The 19,670-nt window shown below is 71.4% G+C and carries 11 protein-coding genes and 1 pseudogene; 6 read left to right on the forward strand and 6 right to left on the reverse strand.

What is annotated here, in order from left to right:
• Positions 1–21: 21 nt before the first annotated feature.
• From ubiK to ACW5EG_RS14230, 3 genes are all read left to right on the forward strand, one after another.
• Positions 22–300 carry a ubiquinone biosynthesis accessory factor UbiK gene (gene ubiK, locus ACW5EG_RS14220; protein WP_457019075.1) on the forward strand — a complete coding sequence of 93 codons (279 nt, stop codon included), beginning with the start codon at positions 22–24 and terminating at the stop codon, positions 298–300.
• A 10-nt stretch (positions 301–310) separates the two neighbouring features.
• Positions 311–1,825 (forward strand): YifB family Mg chelatase-like AAA ATPase, encoded by a 1,515-nt coding sequence (locus ACW5EG_RS14225; protein ID WP_457019076.1) that lies wholly within the window; start codon positions 311–313, stop codon positions 1,823–1,825.
• A gap of 78 nt (positions 1,826–1,903) precedes the next feature.
• Positions 1,904–3,985: a S9 family peptidase gene (locus ACW5EG_RS14230; RefSeq protein ID WP_457021997.1), complete on the forward strand. Its 2,082-nt coding sequence runs from the start codon at positions 1,904–1,906 to the stop codon at positions 3,983–3,985.
• A gap of 244 nt (positions 3,986–4,229) precedes the next feature.
• Here the strand turns inward: ACW5EG_RS14230 and ACW5EG_RS14235 are convergent, their stop codons facing one another.
• Entirely contained in the window at positions 4,230–6,080 is a 1,851-nt protein-coding gene (locus ACW5EG_RS14235; RefSeq protein ID WP_457021999.1) for a putative bifunctional diguanylate cyclase/phosphodiesterase, read from the reverse strand.
• A gap of 194 nt (positions 6,081–6,274) precedes the next feature.
• On the opposite strand from ACW5EG_RS14235, the gene ACW5EG_RS14240 reads away from it, so the two are divergent.
• The gene (locus tag ACW5EG_RS14240) at positions 6,275–9,982 is read left to right on the forward strand and encodes an indolepyruvate ferredoxin oxidoreductase family protein (protein WP_457022001.1); all 3,708 of its coding nucleotides are present in this window, start codon (positions 6,275–6,277) and stop codon (positions 9,980–9,982) included.
• 12 nt (positions 9,983–9,994) lie between these two features.
• On the opposite strand, the gene ACW5EG_RS14245 is transcribed toward ACW5EG_RS14240, so the two are convergent.
• Positions 9,995–13,882, reverse strand: a complete 3,888-nt coding sequence (locus ACW5EG_RS14245) for a hypothetical protein (RefSeq protein WP_457019083.1) — start codon at positions 13,880–13,882, stop codon at positions 9,995–9,997.
• Between the two features lie 272 nt (positions 13,883–14,154).
• Here ACW5EG_RS14245 and ACW5EG_RS14250 point away from each other — a divergent pair, with 272 nt between their 5' ends.
• Positions 14,155–15,036 (forward strand): hypothetical protein, encoded by an 882-nt coding sequence (locus ACW5EG_RS14250; RefSeq protein ID WP_457019085.1) that lies wholly within the window; start codon positions 14,155–14,157, stop codon positions 15,034–15,036.
• A gap of 77 nt (positions 15,037–15,113) precedes the next feature.
• On the forward strand, positions 15,114–15,548 hold the full coding sequence (locus ACW5EG_RS14255; RefSeq protein WP_457019086.1) for an I78 family peptidase inhibitor: 435 nt from the start codon (positions 15,114–15,116) through the stop codon (positions 15,546–15,548).
• A 45-nt stretch (positions 15,549–15,593) separates the two neighbouring features.
• Here ACW5EG_RS14255 and ACW5EG_RS14260 read toward each other — a convergent pair whose 3' ends face one another.
• From ACW5EG_RS14260 to folE, 4 genes and pseudogenes are all read right to left on the reverse strand, one after another.
• The gene (locus ACW5EG_RS14260; protein ID WP_457022002.1) at positions 15,594–16,844 is read right to left on the reverse strand and encodes a TCR/Tet family MFS transporter; all 1,251 of its coding nucleotides are present in this window, start codon (positions 16,842–16,844) and stop codon (positions 15,594–15,596) included.
• 245 nt (positions 16,845–17,089) lie between these two features.
• A pseudogene (locus ACW5EG_RS14265) lies at positions 17,090–18,235 on the reverse strand (lytic murein transglycosylase); the annotation flags it as partial.
• A gap of 357 nt (positions 18,236–18,592) precedes the next feature.
• Complete coding sequence (locus ACW5EG_RS14270) at positions 18,593–18,967, reverse strand: YchJ family metal-binding protein (protein ID WP_457022004.1); 375 nt, start codon at positions 18,965–18,967, stop codon at positions 18,593–18,595.
• Positions 18,967–19,572: a GTP cyclohydrolase I FolE gene (folE, locus tag ACW5EG_RS14275; protein ID WP_457022006.1), complete on the reverse strand. Its 606-nt coding sequence runs from the start codon at positions 19,570–19,572 to the stop codon at positions 18,967–18,969. Before folE ends, ACW5EG_RS14270 begins: the two co-directional genes overlap by 1 nt.
• Positions 19,573–19,670: the final 98 nt, after the last annotated feature.

A 19,670-nucleotide genomic window follows, 5' to 3' on the forward strand; every position in this document is an offset into this window, starting at 1 on the left:
TCCACGCACCGGAGCAGCGGCATGATCGACCTCAACCACATCGACGACCTCGCCCGCCGCCTCAGCGGCCTGGTCCCGCCGGGACTGCGCGAGAGTCGCGAGGAGCTGCAGGAGAACTTCAAGGCGGTGCTGCAGTCGGGCCTGTCCAAGCTCGACCTGGTCACCCGCGAGGAGTTCGAGGTGCAGCGCGCGGTGCTGCTGCGCACCCGCGAGAAGCTGGAGCAGCTGCAAGCGGTCGTGGCGGACCTCGAAACGCGCCAGGCCGGGTCCGGCCCGGCTCCCCGCACGCCGGCCCACTAAGCCCGCCGCCGTGGGGCTTGCGCTCGTGCATGGACGCGCGCGTGCCGGCGTGCGCGCGCCCCCGGTCCAGATCGAGGTCCACCTCGGCGGCGGACTGCCGTCGATGTCGATCGTCGGGCTGCCGGAGGCGGCGGTGCGCGAGGCCAAGGACCGCGTGCGTGCGGCGATCCAGTGCGCCCAGTTCGAATTCCCGGCGCGCCGCATCACCGTCAACCTGGCCCCGGCCGACCTGCCCAAGTGCGGCGGCCGCTTCGACCTGCCGATCGCGCTGGGGATCCTCGCCGCCAGCGGCCAGATCCCGCGCGAGCCGCTGGCCGCCTATGAATTCATCGGCGAGCTGGGCCTGACCGGCGAGCTGCGCCCGGTCGACGGCATCCTGCCTGCGGCGCTGGCGGTGGCGCAGGCGGGACGGCGCCTGGTGGTGCCGGAAGCCAATGGTCCCGAGGCAGCGCTGGCCGCAGGACGCGTGGCAGTGACCGCCCGCACGCTGCTCGAGGTCTGCGCGCTGCTTGGCGGCAGCAAGATCCTGCCCGATGCCGTCGCGCCCCAGCAGCGCGCGCCGGAGCGGCCCGACATGCGCGACGTGCGCGGCCAGTCCCAGGCCCGTCGCGCGCTGGAGATTGCCGCCGCCGGCGGCCACCACCTGCTGCTGGTCGGTCCGCCGGGCTGCGGCAAGACCCTGCTGGCCTCGCGCCTGCCCGGGCTGTTGCCCGAGGCCAGCGAGGCGGAGGCACTGGAGACCGCGGCCATCGCCTCGGTCAGCGGCCGCGGGCTGGACCCGGCCTGCTGGCGCATCCGCCCGTTCCGCGCCCCGCACCACACCGCCAGCGCGGTCGCCCTGGTTGGCGGCGGCGGCGAGCCACGGCCCGGCGAGATCTCGCTGGCCCACAACGGCGTGCTGTTCCTGGATGAACTGCCCGAGTGGCAGCGACATGCGCTGGAAGTGCTGCGCGAACCGCTGGAGTCGGGCGTGGTGACGATCTCGCGCGCGGCGCGGCAGAGCGAGTTTCCCGCGCGCTTCCAGCTGGTGGCGGCGATGAACCCCTGCCCCTGCGGCTGGGCCGGCGACGGCTCCGGCCGCTGCCGGTGCTCGGGCGAGGCGATCGCGCGCTACCGCGGCCGCATTTCGGGGCCGCTGCTGGATCGCATCGACCTGCACGTCGATGTCCCGCGGCTGCCGCCGGCCGAACTCCGGCCCGATGCGCCGCAGGGCGAGTGCAGCGCCACGATCCGCGAACGCGTTGAAGCCGCACGGGCCATCCAGCAGCAGCGCGCCGGCTGCGTCAACGCGCAGCTGTCGCAGGCCGGCACCATGGCCTGGTGCCGGCTGCAGGCACATGACCAGGCGCTGCTCGAGCGCGCGATCGAAGCGCTGCACCTGTCGGCACGCTCGATGCACCGGATCCTGCGCGTGGCCCGCACCATCGCCGACCTGGCCGGCAGCCCCGCCATCGCCAGCTCGCATCTCACCGAGGCCCTGGGCTACCGCCCCGCCGATCGCGGCGCGGCGCGGCAGGCGGCCTGAGCGGGCAGGACGACCGGCGGGCGCAACCACCGCCGCCCGGGCCGTATCCTCTCCGGTTCAACCTGCCTGGAGTTGCCCATGCCGCGTCTTCTGCTTGCGTCCGCCATCACCCTTGCCCTGGCCGCGTGCGGCGGCGGCAAGGCCGATGAACCCAGTGCCGCGGCCAAGGCCGCGCCGACCTCGATCGACGGTGTCGAGCTGATCCCGCGCGAGGCGCTGTTCGGTAACCCCGAGCGCGCCAACGTGCAGCTCAGCCCCGACGGCAAGTACCTGAGCTGGGTTGCGCCGCTGGACGGCACGCTCAACGTCTGGATCGCCCCGGCCGACGACCTGTCCGCGGCCAAAGCGGTGACCCGCGACACCGCGCGCGGCATCCGCAACTACTTCTGGTCCTACCGGCCCGACACGCTGCTGTACCTGCGCGACAGCGGCGGCGACGAGGACTTCCACCTCTACGCGGTGGACCTGACGTCCGGCGAAAGCCGCGACCTCACCCCCCATGAGAAGACCACGGCGCAGGTGGTGGGCGTGAGCGACCGCCATCCGGACACCGTGCTGGTCGGCATGAACGACCGCGATCCGCAGTGGCATGACCTCTATCGCGTCGACCTGGCCAGCGGCGAGCGCAGCCTGGTGGAGAAGAACACCCACCAGATCGGCGAGTACGTCGCCGACGCCGACTACAGCCTCCGCTTCGCTACACGCTCGCGCCCCGACGGCGGGCTTGACCTGCTGCGCCGCGCCGGCGAGGCCTGGGACAAGTACGACGAGGTCCCGTTCGAGGACGGCATGACCACCGGCTATTCGGGCCTCAGCAAGGACGGCAGCACCCTGTACATGCGCGACTCGCGCGGTCGCAACACCAATGCCCTGTTCGCGGTCGACACCGCGAGCGGCACCAGGACCCTGGTGCACGAAGACCCTCGCGCCGACATCGGCGATGGGCTCGCCGACCCGGCCACCGGCAAGGTGCAGGCGGTGGCGGTCAACTACCTGCGCGAGCAGTGGGCGGTGCTCGACGATGCGATCAAGGCCGACCTGGAGCGGCTCGATGCGATCGGCCCGGGCGAGGCCTCGATCAACACCCGCACCCTCGACGACAAGACCTGGATCGTGGCCTATTCGGCGGCCGAGTCGCCGGTCGAGTACTACCGCTACGACCGCGACGGCAAGGGCGGCGGCGAGCTCACGCGCCTGTTCTCCGGCCGGCCCGCGCTCGAGGGCAAGCCGCTGGTGCCGATGTGGCCGCAGGAGCTGCAGTCGCGCGACGGCAAGACCCTGGTCAGCTACCTCACCCTGCCCGCGCACGCGGATGCCAACGGCGATGGCAAGGCCGATCGTCCCGTGCCGATGGTGCTGCTGGTCCACGGCGGCCCCTGGGCGCGCGACGCCTATGGCTACAGCAGCTACGACCAGTGGCTGGCCAACCGCGGCTACGCGGTGCTGAGCGTGAACTTCCGCGGCTCGACCGGCTTCGGCAAGGACTTCACCAACGCCGGCGACGGCGAGTGGGCCGGCAAGATGCACGACGACCTGGTAGACGCTGTGCAGTGGGCGGTCGAGAGCGGCGTGACCACGCAGGACAAGGTCGCGATCATGGGCGGCAGCTACGGCGGCTACGCCACCCTGGTCGGCCTGACCTTCACCCCCGACACCTTCGCCTGCGGCGTGGACATCGTCGGTCCGGCCAACCTCAACACCCTGCTCTCGACCGTGCCGCCGTACTGGGCCAGCTTCTACAAGCAGTTGGTGCGGCGCATGGGCGACCCCGAGACGGAAGCAGGCAAGGCCTGGCTGAGCGAGCGCTCACCGCTCTCGCATGTCGACGCGATCAGCAAGCCCTTGCTGATCGGCCAGGGCGCCAACGACCCGCGCGTGAAGCAGGACGAGAGCGACCAGATCGTCGACGCCATGACTGCCAAGAACATCCCGGTGACCTACGTGCTGTTCCCCGACGAAGGCCACGGCTTCGCGCGGCCGGAGAACAACAAGGCCTTCAACGCGGTGGCCGAAGGCTTCCTGTCGCAGTGCCTGGGCGGCCGCGCGCAGCCGATCGGCGAGGAGTTCAAGGGCTCCAGCATTACGGTGCCGACCGGCGCGGACGGCGTGCCGGGCCTGGCCGAGGCGCTGCAGTCGCATACGCAGGAAGTGCGGAAGTAGGGCGGAAGGCAACGCGTCCTGCGGAGGTGGGTTGGCGTGTTGGCCCCCACCCCAGCCCTCCCCCGCGAGCGGGGGAGGGAGCAAAAGCACGGCAGTTCCGGCTCCTCGCCCGGGGAAGGATTCAACTCCCTCCCCCGCCCGCGGGAAGGATTCAACTCCCTCCCCCGCCTGCGGGGGAGGCCTGGGGTGGGGGCAAGCCGAAGCCGCGGATGCCGGGCAGCGTGCTTGGATCCGGGCAAGCGGCCTATCCGCCGCGCCTGAATCCTTCGACCAGCTCCGCGTCCTCCACCGCCGCCGAGAACAGGTAGCCCTGCGCGCGCTCCACGCCGCATTCGCGCAGGGTGCGCGCCTGGGCCTCGGTTTCGACCCCTTCGGCCACCACGTCGATGCCGACCCGCCGCGCCAGCGTGGCCACCGCCTGCACGATCGCCAGGTCGTAGGGATCGTCCGGCAGGCCGCTGACGAAGCTGCGGTCGATCTTGATCACGTCGATCGGCAGGCGCTTGAGATAGGCCAGCGACGAGTAGCCGGTGCCGAAGTCGTCGAGTGCGATCGAGACGCCCAGCTCGCGCAGGCGGGTCAGGGTCTGCGCCGCCACGGCGAAATCGGGCAGCAGGATGCTTTCGGTCAGCTCCAGGCACAGCCGGCCGGGCTGCAGGCCGCTGCCGGCCAGCGCCGCGGCCACGTCGTCGACCAGGCTGGCCTGCTCGAACTGCCGCGTCGACAGGTTCACCCGCAGCTTCGGGCCAATCCCGCCATCGCGCGTTGGCCACTGCCGCGCCAGGCGGCAGGCTTCGTGCAGCATCCAGCGCCCGATCGGCACGATCAGGCCGCTGTTCTCGATCACGTCGATGAAATCCTGCGCCACCCGGCAGCGCCCTTCCTCGTCGCGCCAGCGCAGCAGCGCCTCGGCCGCAACCCAACGGCCGCTGGACAGTTCGACCTCGGGCTGGAACTGCACGCACAGCCGCCCGGCCTCGTAGGCCTCGCGCAGCGTGCGCTCCAGCCGCAGCCGCTCGACCAGGCCGCGGTGGTGCTCGGCATCGAAGATCTCGCAGCGGTTGTGGCGATGGCGGTTGCGATGCGCCTCGTGGCTGGCGGTCTCGGCGTTGCGCAGCAGGTTGTCGGCCGACGGCGCGGCGAGGTCGCGCGAGAACGCGATGCCGGCGGTGACGATCACCGCGATGCCCTGCTCGTCCAGGCAGGCCTGCACCAGATCCACGCAGCGCTCGGCGAGGATCAAGGCCTGGGTTTCGTGCAGGTGGCGGTGCGGCAGCACGGCGAAGGCATTACCGCGCACACGTGCCAGGGTGGCCTCGCCATCGAGTTCGCGGCGCAGGCGGGACGCAGCTTCGACCAGCAGCTCGTGCCCGGCGTCGCCCTCGTGCGGCGAGGCGTCGAAGTTGAGGTGGATCGCGACCAGGCCATTGTCGGCGCCATGCATCGGCCGCAGCGCCGCATGCACCACGCCCAGCAGGTGGTCGCGATTGGGCAGGTCGGTATGCGGGTCGTGCAGCTCGAGGTAGCGCACGCGCCCCTCGAGCCGGCGGCGGCGGTCGATCTCGAACGCCATCGCCACGTAGTCGCCGATGCTGGCGGCAAAGGCCTGGTCCTCCGGCGACCACGCGCGCGGCGGCCCCACGTGCTCGTGGCAGATCACGCCCAGCAGTTCGCCGGCCGAGCGCACCGGCGCATCCAGCAGCGAGCCGATGCCGTGGCGGTGCAGGTACTCGCCCAGGTCATCGTCCGCGTCGCGCGCGGCGTTCTGGTTGATGACCCGTACCTCGTCCAGAGCCGCGCTGTAGTCGCGGCCCACGCTGAGCACGGTATCGGGGCGGTCGGCGCGACGATGGCCGCGGTTGCGCTGGAAGTGGTGCAGGCAGTGCAGGCTGCCGCTGCCCGCGTCCCAGCGCCAGATGTTGACGCGCTCGACCTCGAGCGTGCCGGCGGCGGTCTCGCAGATCAGGGCGAAGGCGCGCTCGAGGGTGCAGTCGTCCTGCCAGACGCGCCGCGCCAGCGACACCAGCGCGTGGTTGTGCCGCCTTGCCCAGGCACCGCGCTCCTGCGGCGTGTCAAGCTGACTGCCGGGTAACATCGTCCCCCCAATTTCCGGCCTATCCTGCGCGCCGGCGACCCCCGTCGCGCCTTTGTATACCCATGCCTGCAGCCACGCAAACGGGCCAGCGCAGGCACCGCCACTGTTACACTTGACACGTTTACCCGGACCCGCGGCGTCCGTGCTGCGTCCCCCGCCAGCGGCCGTGCGCCGCCCGCCAAGCCAAGACGCCAATGACCAGCACAGCCGAACTCTCCTCGCCCGCCTCCGCCCACACCGGCCTGACCCTGGGCGTCACCGACCCCGACTACACGCTGGAACACAAGTACAGCCGCACCGAAGGCCGCATCTACCTGTCCGGCGTGCAGGCGCTGGTGCGGCTGCCGCTGATGCAGCGGCTGCGCGACCAGGCGGCCGGCCTGAACACCGGCGGTTTCATTTCCGGCTACCGCGGCTCGCCGCTGGGCGGCTTCGACCTGGAGCTGTGGCGCGCGAAGAAATACCTCGCCGATGCCCACGTGAAGTTCCAGCCAGGCATCAACGAGGACCTGGGCGCGACCATGGTCTGGGGCACGCAGCAGACCAATCTGTTCCCGGGCGCCACGGTCGATGGCGTCTATGCCATGTGGTACGGCAAGGGTCCGGGCGTTGACCGCAGCGGTGACGTGTTCAAGCACGGCAACGCCGCAGGCACGTCCAGGCATGGCGGCGTGCTGGCGCTGGCCGCCGACGACCACGCCTGTCGCAGCTCCACGCTGCCGCACGGCAGCGAGGGCGAGTTCACCAGCGCGATGATGCCGATCCTCAACCCGGCCGGGGTGCAGGACATCCTCGACATGGGCCTGGTGGGCTGGGCGATGAGCCGCTTCACCGGGCGCTGGGTGGGCTTCAAGACCATCGCCGAAACGGTGGAGTCCTCGGCCTCGGTGGACGTCAATCCGCTGGCCCTGCACATCGCCACGCCCGAGGACTTCGAACTGCCGCCGGGCGGGCTCAACATCCGCTGGCCCGATCCGCCGCTTGACCAGGAGATGCGCCTGCATCGCTACGCGGTCAAGGCCGCACAGGCCTTCGCACGCGCCAACCGGATCGACCGCATGGTGCTCGACGCACCCGACGCGCGCTTCGGCATCGTCACCACCGGCAAGAGCTACCTGGACGTGCTGCAGGCGCTGGAATACCTGGGCCTGGACGTCGAGCGCTGCCGCGAGCTCGGCATCCGCGTCTACAAGATCGGCATGACCTGGCCGCTGGAGCCGCTGGGCATCCGCGCCTTCGCGCGCGGCCTGCGCGACATCCTGGTGGTCGAGGAGAAGCACGCCTTCATCGAGAGCCAGATGAAGGAGTTGTTCTACAACTTCGATGGCGATCGCCCGTCGATCGTCGGCAAATACGACGAGGAAGGAAACTGGATCCTGCCGTCCACCGGCGAACTCACGCCCGCGACCATCGCCGGCGTGATCGCGCGGCGCCTGCAGCAGTTCGTGCCCGAAGGCAGCCGCGACACCCAGCACATCCACGAAGTGCTGCACTGGATGGAGCAGAAGGAAGGCGAACTGGCGCTGCCGCGCGCGCAGTTCCCGCGGGTGCCGCACTACTGCTCGGGCTGCCCGCACAACACCTCGACGGTGGTACCGGACGGTTCGCGCGCGCTCGGCGGCATCGGCTGCCACTACATGGTCACCTGGATGGACCGCAGCACCGACACCTTCACCCAGATGGGCGGCGAAGGCGTCACCTGGTGCGGGCAGGCGGGCTTCACCGAAACCGCGCACGTGTTCCAGAACCTGGGCGACGGCACCTACTTCCACAGCGGCTCGCTGGCGATTCGCCAGTCGGTCGCGGCCGGCGTCAACATCACCTACAAGATCCTCTACAACGACGCAGTTGCCATGACCGGCGGCCAGCCGGTCGACGGCACCCTGAGCGTGCCGCAGATCGCGCACCAGGTGCGCAGCGAGGGCGTGTACACGATCGTGCTGGTCAGCGATGACCTGTCCAAGTGGCGCGACCGTTCGCAGTTCCCGGCCGGCACCGAGTTCGAGGACCGGCGCGAGCTCGACGCGGTGCAGAAGCGCATGCGCGAGGTGAAGGGCGTTTCGGTCCTGATCTACGACCAGACCTGCGCCACCGAGAAGCGCCGCCGCCGCAAGCGCGGCAAGATCCCCGATCCGCAGAAGCGCGTGTTCGTGAACACGCTGGTGTGCGAGGGCTGCGGCGACTGCGGCAAGAAGAGCTTCTGCGTCTCGGTGCTGCCCAAGGACACCGAGTTCGGGCGCAAGCGCGAGATCGACCAGAGCAACTGCAACAAGGACTATTCCTGCGTCGAGGGCTTCTGCCCGAGCTTCGTCACGGTGCACGGCGGCAAGCCGCGCAAGGGCAACAAGGCCGCGACCGCGGCGCGCCTGGCCAGCCTGCCGCCGCCGGCGTTCGCCAGCGACCTGTCGCAGCCCTGGAACATCCTGATCACCGGCGTCGGCGGCACCGGCGTGGTCACCATCGGCGCGCTGCTGGGCATGGCCGGGCACCTGGAGGGACGCGGTTCGACCGTGCTCGACCAGACCGGGCTTGCGCAGAAGGGCGGCGCGGTCACCACCCACATCCGCATCGCGAAGGCACCCGACGACATCCACGCCGTGCGCATCGCCGCCGGCGAGGCCGACCTGGTGCTGGGCTGCGACATGGTGGTGGTCAACGACTACTGGACACTGTCGAAGCTGCGCGCCGGCCGCTCGCAGGTGGTGCTCAACACCTGGGAAGCGATGCCGGGCACCTTCACCACGCGCCCGGACATGCAGTTCCCGGCCGCCGACATCGTCTCGGCCGTCACCCAGGCCACCGGCGGCCAGGCGCCGCTGCAGATCGACGCGACCGAGCTTGCGACCGCGCTGATGGGCGATGCGATCGCGTCCAACCTGTTCATGCTCGGCTACGCCTGGCAGCGCGGCCTGGTGCCGCTGTCGCTGGACTCGTTGATGCGCGCGGTCGAACTCAACGGCGCGGCAGTCGAGATGAACAAGACCGCGTTTGCCTGGGGCCGCCTGGCCGCGATCGATCCCGAATCGGTGTACGACGCTGCCGGGGTGGTGCGCAACGCGCCGACCACAGCCGAAGCCACGCCGCGCGCGCTGGCCTCGCTGCCGCCGGGCGAATGGGAAAGCACCGAATGGGGCGCCACCTCCGCGCCCCGTCCGCTGCGCGCCGAGGACGAGCTGCGCCACGTGCCCGCGCATGCCGGCACCGATGCGGTCGCGTTCCTGCCGATGGACGACCTGCGCCTGTCGCGCTCGCTGGACGAGCTGATCGCGCGCCGCATCGAGTTCCTCAGCGACTACCAGGACGCGAAGTACGCACGGCGCTATTCGGATTTCGTCGCGCGCGTGCGCGAGGCCGAACAGCTGAAGGCGCCGGGTTCGAACGACCTGTCAGAAGCGGTGGCGCGCTACTTCTTCAAGCTGATGGCCTACAAGGACGAGTACGAAGTGGCGCGGCTGTATACCGGCGGCGAGTTCCGGCGCCGCGTCGAGCAGCAGTTCGACGGCGATTACCGCCTGCACTTCCACCTCGCGCCGCCGCTGCTGTCCAAGCGCAACGGCAAGGGCGAGCTGGTCAAGCGCGAGTACGGGCCGTGGGTGTTCAAGGCCTTCGGCCTGCTGGCCAAGCTGCGCTTCCTGCGCGGCGGGCCACTGGACGTGTTCGGGCGCACGCAGGAGCGGCGCATGGAGCGCCAGCTGATCGAGGACTACGCGCGCACGGTCGGCGGCCTGCTGGAGAAGCTGGACGCAGGCAACGTCGACCTCGCCGCGGAAATCGCCGGCATTCCCGAGCAGATCCGCGGCTACGGCCACGTCAAGGAAGCGCACCTGCACGCCGCCAAGGCACGCGAGGCCGAGCTGCTGCGCGAATGGGACAACCCGCTGCGGATCGTGCAGGCGGCGTAGCAGTCGATCCGCTCAGTCGGCGGGCGGCGCCTGCCGCCTCGCCTGCCTCGCCTGCCGCGCCTCGCGCGCAGCGCGCGCCGCATCGTTGCGCGCACGCTGGCGCCTGCGCGCCAGCGCCAGTGCGCCTTCCAGCCACTGCCGCACCTGGGCGGCACCGCGGTTGCGGCACACGCCGCCAAGTCCGTACCAGCCGCCACGGATGTCGACCGCCTCGATTACCTCGCGGTTGATCAGCAGGCGCATGAACTCGGTCGCCAGGCCAAGCCGGCGCACGTGGTCCTGGACGCGCAGCAGGCGCAGCGTGCCTTCAGCCATGGCCGCGACGCCCAGCGTGGTGTCGGCAAGCCCGCCGCCAGCGCTCACCAGCGCGGCCGACCACTTCAGCCGCAGCAGGTACAGGTGGGTCGGCCGCACCGCATGCGCGCACAGGGGTTCGGCCAGCAGGATCGAATGCTCGACGTGGTTGATCGTGCCCTGCGCCATCAGCCGGTCGCACATGCCCTGCCAGCCCTCGTCCCCGACCGGCGCGTGCCGCTCCATGCGCAGCACGCGGTGGCGGTCTTCGGCATCGTTGTCCAGCCGCGGCAGGTCCAGGCGCTGCTGGCAAAAGGCGACGAAGCGTGCGCCGATCATCGGCGCGCCGATGATCCAGGCGATGCGGAACATCGGCGCCCAGCTCCAGTGGCGGAAGGCGTTGAGCCAGCCGCGGTTGTCGGGATGGTCCCAGGCGTGCTCCAGGTCGAGGTCGTGGTAGACCGCCTCCATCAGCCGGATCAGCGCCTGGCAGAAGTAGAAGCAGGCGCGGAAGTCCTCCGGCTGCGGGAGCTTCGTGCGCCGCTCCAGCGGTGATGGCGGCAGCAGCCCCTCGTATTCGGGCACGCCTGCGACCAGGTCGGTCCAGGCCGGATGGAACTGTGCATCGAGCACCGCCAGCGCAGGCGTGTCGCGCAGCTCGCCGAACAGCGCCGCCAGCGCCTTGCCGTGCAGCGCGAAGCGGTCGGGCACGCCCGGCACCGGCGCCACCCAGCGCTGGCGCAGCGCGATCAGCAGCTTCTCCTTCAGCGCCGAGTCGTGCACGGTCAGTTCGTCGTGGCGCGGCATGCCCGGCTCGGCGCCAATGCGTTCGAGCACCGGCGCCAGCGCGCGCGTGGCGATGTCCTGGCCGAGCCGGCGGTAGCTTTCGAACTGCGCCTCGTCGAAGAACTGGTCGGAGGTCGGCTCATGCGGGAAGCATGCGTGGCTGCGCGCGTAGTGCGCGATGTCGGCGGGCTCCTCGCCGGTGAGCGTGGGCTTGAGGTAGAGCAGGGTGCCGCTGCTGCCGTCGGCGTAGCGGATGCGGCCGACCGCGCAGCTGCGCTCGGCCAGGCCGTCCTGACCCGGGGCGAGCGCGGACACGTCGATGTCGATGTCGGCGCCGAAGTCGACCCGGCACTTGTGCACCGCGTTGCCGAGGTCGCCAAACGCGCGCTCGCCGTCGGCGGCCGCATCCACGCACAGCACGAAGCGGCAGCGGCGGCGCACCAGTTCGTACAGGCCCAGGTTCTCGAAGTGGCCACCGTCGGACAGCTGCACGAACTTGCCACCGGCGTGGGTGCGCCCGAGCAGCTCGGCCAGCAGCCAGCGGCCGAAGAACGGCGCACTGTCGGCGCGCGGGTGTTCGGGATGGCGCGGGTTGGGCAGCCACCAGCCCAGGCGCGCATCGAACAGGGTCAGCAGGAAGGTCACCGCCGGCGAGCTGTGGTAGCCCATGTTGGGATTGACCGCGGCGCCGGAGATCGCGATCGCGCTGCCCAGGGTGAGCGATGCGGCCAGCGGATCGTTGCGCCCCGCCGGCGCGCCAGCGGCGGTGCCGGCCGTGGCCGCGCACCGGTCGCCAATCGGCGGCTCGCCACGGCGCGAATCCGGCGGCAGGTGCCCGCACCAGCCGGGCGACAGGCAGAACGAGGCGGCCTTGCGATCCTGCCAGTCCAGCTGCTTGGCCGCGACCAGGTTGAGCGCGGTGCCGATCAGCGGATACAGCGGGCGCGCGCCGTCCAGGCGCTGCACCTCGACCAGGTCGGCCAGCACCAGGTCGTCCTGCAGGTCGAAGTTGGTGGTCGGCTCGGGATTGCGATGCTCGTTGCTGGCGCCGAGGTAGCAGCGCACCAGCCGGTTCCGGTAGAAGGCGTTGAGACTGAACTCGTTGACGTTGACCGCCCAGCCGAACAGCAGCCACACCGCCAGCGCCGCGGCCACCAGCAGCGCCAGCGCGCGTGGATACGCGGTCACGGTGGCATCCAGCGCGCGCAGGTATGCGGCCAGCCCGGTACCGTCGGCCGGCGCCGGAAGCACCGGGTTGCCACCGGCCAACCGCTCCAGCGCCGGCCCGGCCGCCTGCAGCAGCACGTGCCCGGCCAGGCTGAGCGCGACCAGCAGGCCCAGCACGAACACCCAGGGCGCGAGCCGTGCGACCAGGTCGAGCAGGCGCGAGCGCCGCGATCCCGCCTTGCCGGCGCGCACGCCGTGCGCGGCCAGCAGTCCGATCCCCGTGGTCGACAGCCACGCGAGCGCGCCGGCCCAACCGGCGCCGGACAGCGCCTGCACGCCCTGGCCCGCGCCCGTGCGCAGCAGCCAGGGGCCGTAGAGCGTCAGCGACAGCGCCAGGGTCATGCCCAGCGCCACCAGCGCGCAGGTCTTGCCGCCCACGCGCGCCCAGATCTCGCGCTGCAGGTCGCTCATCGCCGGCCCGGCCAGGCCCAGGTGCACGATCGCGGTCAGCACCACCGCCGACACCACCAGCAGCGGGCCGACCACCAGCACGTGCCACAGCCCGTCGGTCGCCGCCCAGCCCGCGAGCCAGCCGCGCAGCAGCACGATCGCCACGCCCGCGAACGCGGCCGCGCCCACCGTGCCCAGCACGAACCGCCAGGGATGCCGCTGCAGCGGTGGCGGCGGCGCATCGCCGGTCGCCACGCGCCGCGAATACCAGGGATCGAACACCAGCCAGGCGTGCCAGACCAGCAGATAGAGCGCGGCGGTGACGATGCCCAGGTCGGCGCCGCCGGCGCGCCAGCCGGTCGGCAGCCAGCCCAGCGCACTGCCGAACAGTCCCGGCAGGCGCTCGAAGCGCGCCAGCCCAAGCGCGCCGAGCATGCACGCCAGCGCCAGCCCCAGGATCGTCGCCAGCGCCGCCAGCACCAGGCGGCGCGGCGGCTGCGGCGGCTCGCCGTCGACCGGCACCGGGCGGCGGTTGGCGAAGGTGCTGACCCAGGCCAGCAGCGACACCGCGAGCATCCCGATCAGCCCCGCCAGCGACAACGGCAGGGTCGGGTTGCGCACGCTGAGCGTGTCGGCGCCGGCGTACAGCAGCAGCGGCAGCAGGCACAGCGCCAGGATCAGCGCGCACAGCTGCACCTGCACCAGCAGCACGTTGCGCACGTAGGTGCCGACCATGCCCAGCGTGTCGCCGGAGAACGGCGATTTGCGCGGCGCCAGGTAGTTGCTGTACTCGCGCAGGTGGCGGATCGGACGCGCGCCCGGCCCCTCGTCGTCAGCCGCGGCCGCGCCGCGCATGCCGGCAGCCAGGGTCGCGAACGCCTGCGTGAAACCGTGGCGCCGGATCAGCGCCTGCAGGAACGCGCCGATGTAGCCGCCGCCCGACACCGTCGACTGGTAGTGGAAGCAGCGCAGCAGCCCGAGTCGCGACAGTGCCTGCAGCACGCCCAGGCCGAAGGTGGCGCTGCGGATACCGCCGCCCGACAGGGCCAGCCCCCAGGTCTCGATCGCGGCCGGGTCCTCGCCCGCGTCCTTGCCGAGGATGGTCCGCAGCTCGGCGGCGCGCACCGATTCCAGGTCGGGCGTGGCCGGTGCAGCGCTCCAGCGCTCTTTCAGGGCAGTCGGCAGCAGGTTCTGCAGGCGCACCACATCCTCCATGTGCGTGGCGAATCCCCCGGCCGGCCACTGTAGTGCAAACGCGGCGCGGCAGAGCGGGCGGACGTGACCGCCGCAGACGGTGTCGCGCGTTGGTCGTTTGGGGCGGCAACGCCACCGCAGGCACGGTCGTGCCGACGCACGCATCCGCTCGCGTGCAATCTGTCTGCGTTTGTCGGCGGGCGTGCGGCGTCGCTGCCGTCCTGCACCCTCACTGCACCGCCGTGCCTTATCGCAGCAGACTTGCCCCAGGAGACCCCCGCATGGCGCTCAAGCGCATCTACGACAACTGGCAGCAGCTGCGCGGGGCCAGCGGCACGCCCTCGTCACGACAGCGGCGCGAATGGAACGCCTACCTGGAGAAGCGGCCGCTGATCGCCTACTGGGGCGATTCCTGGTTCAGCACGCCGCTGTACCGCAACCTGTGCTGGAACAGCTTCGCGCGCATCGACGGCATGTCGATCCGGCTCGGCGGCCCCGGCCTGGCCGCGGCGCAGATGCTGACCCCGGCCGCGTGCCGCGACAACGCCGAACGCTTTGCCTCGCGCGGCTTCGACCTGCTGTGCCTGAGCATCGGCGGCAACGACTGCCTGGGCGAGCGGCTGGCAGCCGTGTTCGCGGGCGCGCCGCGCATGGATGCCGATGCCGCGTTCGAAGCCCTGGTCGCGCATGGCGTGTTCGAGCGGCTGCGCGCGCGCTACGACCTGCTGCTGTCGGCAATGTCCGGCGTGGGTGGCCTGCGCGTGGTCGGCCACGGCTACGCGCCGCTGTCGCGCCACGCGATCGGCAAGGAGGGCGCGCTCACCGTGCGCAACCTGGGCCTGGCGGCGATGGTGATGGGCACGGTCGGGCCGTGGCTGTGGCCGGTGATGCGGCCGGTGCTGGGCAGCAAGGCCGAGGCCGAACGCTTCGCCTGGCGGCTGCTGGTGGACGGCTTTCGCGACCAGGTGCTGGCACCCAGCCGCGCGGCGTATCCGGGGCTGTTTTCCTTTGCCGATTTCTCGGCGATCGGTTCGATCGCGGACAGCGGCTTCTGGTACGACGAGATCCACCCCACCGAGGCCGGCTTCGGCGTGCTCGCCGTCGGCTTCAACGCGATGGTCCGCAATGCGCTGCCCGCGGCCAAGCGCGGCGCGGTGGGCTGATCGCACGCTGGCCGCGATCCGGCCGGTCTTCACGGGCGCGGCGCTATCTTCGCCGTTCCCTCAGAGGAGACTCCGCCATGGCTGGTTCAACACCCCTGTCCGCGCTGCAAACCGCACTGCTGTCGAGCGCGCTGGTCGCGCTGCTCGGCGCCTGCTCGCCCAACCGCGATACCGCCGATGCTCCGGCGACGGTCGACCCGGCATCCGCGGCGGCACCCGCCGACCCGGCCGGCAGCGCGAACGCGCCGACGCAGCCCGTCGACGGCGCGATGTCCACGGCCCCGGCCACCGATGCCGCTGACCCCGAAGCGATCTGCAATGCCGACGGCCTGCAGGCCCTGGTGGGCCAGCAAGCCACCGAAACGGTCACCGCCAAGGCCACCGCCGACAGCGGCGCCACCAGCGTGCGCGTGCTCGGCCCGGACGATGCGGCCACGATGGATTTCCGCGAGGACCGTCTGAACATCCACACCGACGCCGCCGGCGTGATCCAGTCTCTCAACTGCGGTTGAGTCCACTGCCCGGCCCTGCGCGCAAACGTGCGCGGGGCCGGTGTTTCAGCCTGTCGCCTCTTCGGCCGGTGCTGCCGTGTTGCGCGGCGCATGCCGCCACGCGATCAGCGCGCCCGTGGCCAGCAGCATCGCGGCCAGCAGCCAGGGCGCGCCTGCGAACGCCACCGGCGCACGTTCGCCGATGAACAGGCCGAACACGCTGGCGAAGGAGATTGGCGCGATGATGCCGGCCACCGATACCAGGCTCATCAACGCGCCCTGGATGCGGCCCTGCATGTCCGCTTCGACCTGGCGCGTGATCAGCGCCTGGCTGGCCGGCGAGGCGATCGCCCACAGCGCGCTCACCGGCAACCCGAGCAGGAAGATCCAGCCCTGCCCCGCAAACGCATAGACCACGAAGCCCAAGGTGCCGCAGCACAGGCCGAGGATCAGCGCGCGCCGCTCGCCCAGCGCGCGCACCACGCGCCCGACCACCGCCACGTTGACGATCACGCTGCACACGCCGACCAGGAACAGCACCCAGCCCACCTGCCACGGCCCCCAGCCAAAGCGCACGTCGGCAAACAGCACGAACACGCTGGGATACACGTAGTGCGCGAGGTTGGCGATGAACACCACCGCCGCCAGTCCGATGATCGCCGGGTAGCGTCCGATCAGCAGGATCGCCGCATACGGATGAGTCGCGCGCCAGTCGAAGCGCTTGGCGCGCGATTGCGGCGGCAGCGACTCGGGCAGCACGAACAGGCCGTAGCAGAAGTTGAGCAGGGCCAGCCCCGCCGCGAACCAGAACGGCAGGCGCAGGTCGACCTCGCCCAGCCAGCCGCCGAGCACCGGGCCGATGGTGAAACCCACGCCGAACGCAGCGCCGATCATGCCGTAGCTCCTGGCCCGCGCGTCGGCCGGGACGATGTCGGCGACATAGGCGTTGGCGGTGCTGAAGCTGGCGGAAAACGCGCCCGAGAACACGCGCGCCAGCAGCAGCCACCACAGCGATGGCGCCAGCGCCATGATCACGAAGTCCAGGCCCAGGCCCAGGCACGAAAGCAGGATCACCGGGCGGCGTCCGTAGCGGTCCGACAGCGCGCCCTGGATCGGTGAGGAGATGAACTGGACTGCGGCGAACACCGTGCCGAACACACCGATCCACAGCGCCGCGCGCGCGGTGCTGCCGGTGAATTCCTCGACCAGGTGTGGCAGCACGGGGATGATCAGCCCGAACGCCAGCACGTCGATCAGCACGACCAGGAAGATGAAGACCAGCGCGGCCTTGCGCCGGACAATTGTCGGTTCGCTCACGCAGGCGGGCCGGGAATGGGGGCGCGCATTATCGGCCAATCAACCAGGAGGGGCGGGGTGATGGGCCCCGGATGAGTCCGCTCGCGACGTGCGGCAGGCGCTCTTCTCCTTCCCCCGCGTGCGGGGCTACGTGCCCGCCGGGGTAGAAGGCCGGGATGGGCGCGCGCGTTGAGTGACGTGCCGATCGGCCTGCCCCCACCCCAACCCTCCCCCGCATGCGGGGGAGGGAGCAGAGCGCGCCGTCAGGGCCCCGCGCGCAGCGCCTTGAGGATGCGTAGGCCGGCGCGGCCGTCCGCAGGCTGCAGGCCCAGGCGCTGTTGCTCGTCGCGGATCGCGCGGCGCGTGGCGGTGCCGACCATGCCGTCGACCTCGCCGATGGCGTGGCCGCGCGCGAGCAGCAGGGTCTGCAGTTCCCGACGCTGCGCGCGCGACAGGCCCGGATCGTCGGTCGGCCAGGACGTCGCCAGCCCGCTGCCGCCGCGCAGGCGGTCGGCCAGCGTGGCGATCGCCAGCGCGTAGCTTTCGGCGGCGTTGTAGGAATAGATCGCGTCGTAGTTGCGGAACACCAGGAACGCCGGTCCGCTGCGCCCGGCAGGCAGCACGATCGCGCTGCGCGCGTCGGAGGGCGCGATCGCGCTGCCGTCCACCCGGGTCACGCCGCGCGCGACCCAGTCCGACAGCGGGCGGCGGCTGGTGCGCCCGGCCAGCGCGGTATCGAAGCCGCCCGGAAGCGTGACCTCGTAGCCCCAGGGCCGTCCCGTCTGCCAGCCGCTGCGCTTGAGGTAGTTGGCGGTGGAGGCGAGCGCATCGGGAATGCTGGTGACCAGGTCGCGGCGCCCGTCGCCGTCGAAATCGACCGCGATCCGCGCATAGGTGGTCGGCATGAATTGGGTGTGGCCGAACGCGCCGGCCCAGGACCCGGTGATGCCGGGATCGCGCAGGTCGCCATCGTGCAGCAGCTTGAGCGTGGCGAGGAACTCGCCGCGGAAGAACTCCTGGCGCCGGCCGAAGCACGACAGCACCGACAGCGACTGCAGCAGCGGCCGCTTGCCCGACACCCGGCCGTAGTCGCTCTCCACGCCCCACACCGCGACCACGGTTGCGGCGTCGACGCCGTATTCGGCCGCGACCCGCGCAAGCAGCTCCCGGTGCGTGTCGAGCATGGCCTTGCCGTCGGTCACGCGTTCCTCGTCGACTAGGCCGGCCAGATAGTCCCAGATCGCCGTGGTGAACTCGGGCTGCGCGTCGAGCAGGTCGAGCACGCTGCGGTCGGGCGTGATCCCCGCCATGTAGCGGTCGAAGGCCTCGCCCGGGATGCCGCGCGCGACGGCCTGCGGACGCAGGCGGTTGACGACGCAGGCGGTGTATTCGGGGTCGCTGGCGGGCGCGATTTGCTGCGCCGGAGTCGCCTGCTGCGGTGGGGCGGCTTCAGATGCCGGCGCGGCGCTCGGGGCGGGGACGGCCTGCGGTGCCGGAGCGGCTTGCGACGCCGGCACAGGCGTCGTCACTGGCACGGATACCGGAACCGGCGCTTGCGCCAGCGTCATCGCGGGCAGCGTGCAGCCCAGGGCGAAGGCGGCGACGCGGAGCGCCGCAGCGGGTCGACGGTCGGCAACGGATGTGCGGGACATGCGGGCACCTGCGCTGGTGGGCCGTGCAGGATATCGGCGCGCGTCCACTCCTTCATGCGCGGGCGCGGCGCGGTTGCTGCGCGTTCATGGCGATCGCCGGCGCGGCGCGCGCCGGGCTCAGTGCTCGACCGCATCCAGGTAGTACCAGTGCCCGTCCTCGCGCAGGAAACGGCTGTGCTCGCGCATGCGTACCGCGCTGCCGCCGCCGACGCGGTAGCGGGCGACGAACTCGACCTCCGCGCTGTCGGCGCCGGTCACGATGTGGCGCAGCACTTCGAGCTTCAGCCAGGTCGGGCGCGGGTCGTCGAAGGCCAGCGCGTCCGGATGCGTCGATGGATGCCATGTGCGCAGCAGGTAGTGCGCATCCTCGCGCACGTAGGCGCTGTAGCGCGAGCGCATCAGCGCCTGCGCATCGGCCGCGGGTGCGCCTGCATGCAGCGGCCCGCAGCACCCGTCGTAATCATGGCCGCTGCCGCAGGGGCAGCCGGCCATCAGCGGCGGCCGCCGCCGGTTTCGATGAAGCGCAGGAACTCCGCACGCGTGCGCGCGTCCTCGCGGAAACTGCCGAGCATGGTCGAGGTGACCATGCTCACCCCGCGCTTGTGCACGCCGCGGGTGGTCATGCATTCGTGGCTGGCGTCGACCACCACGCCGACCCCGTTCGGCGCCAGCACGCGCTGGATGCAGCCGGCGATCTGCGCGGTCATCTTCTCCTGCACCTGGAAGCGCTTGGCGTAGGCATCGACCACGCGCGCCAGCTTGCTGATGCCTACCACCTTGCCGTCGGGCAGGTAGCCCACGTGCACGCGGCCGATGATCGGCGCCATGTGGTGCTCGCAGTGGCTCTCGAACTCGATGTCGCGCAGCACGATCATCTCGTCGTAACCAGCCACTTCCTCGAAGGTGCGTCCCAGGTATTCGTCCGGGTCGAGCGCGTAGCCGCTGAACCACTCGCCATAGGCGTTGACCACGCGCTTGGGCGTGTCGAGCAGGCCTTCGCGCTGCGGATTCTCGCCGGCCCAGCGCAGCAGGGTGCGCACCGCGTCCTCGGCATCCGCGCGCGATACGCCGTGGCGGGCGTCGTCGGATTCGTTCACGGGCGGGCTCCTCAGGGTCGTCGATCGGGCCGCACATGGTAGCGCGCCGCCAGCCCGGGGCCTGGCGACAGCAGATCGTGCGGTGACCTGTGGCAGCG

The sequence above is a fragment of the Luteimonas sp. A611 genome (assembly GCF_054072715.1).

Coding starts and splice junctions, on each gene's coding strand:
- ubiK (WP_457019075.1), top strand. CDS start 22: ATGATCGACCTCAACCACATCGACGACCTCGCCCGCCGCCTCAGCGGC.
- ACW5EG_RS14230 (WP_457021997.1), top strand. CDS start 1,904: ATGCCGCGTCTTCTGCTTGCGTCCGCCATCACCCTTGCCCTGGCCGCG.
- ACW5EG_RS14235 (WP_457021999.1), bottom strand. CDS start 6,080: ATGTTACCCGGCAGTCAGCTTGACACGCCGCAGGAGCGCGGTGCCTGG.
- ACW5EG_RS14240 (WP_457022001.1), top strand. CDS start 6,275: ATGACCAGCACAGCCGAACTCTCCTCGCCCGCCTCCGCCCACACCGGC.
- ACW5EG_RS14250 (WP_457019085.1), top strand. CDS start 14,155: ATGGCGCTCAAGCGCATCTACGACAACTGGCAGCAGCTGCGCGGGGCC.
- ACW5EG_RS14255 (WP_457019086.1), top strand. CDS start 15,114: ATGGCTGGTTCAACACCCCTGTCCGCGCTGCAAACCGCACTGCTGTCG.
- ACW5EG_RS14270 (WP_457022004.1), bottom strand. CDS start 18,967: ATGGCCGGCTGCCCCTGCGGCAGCGGCCATGATTACGACGGGTGCTGC.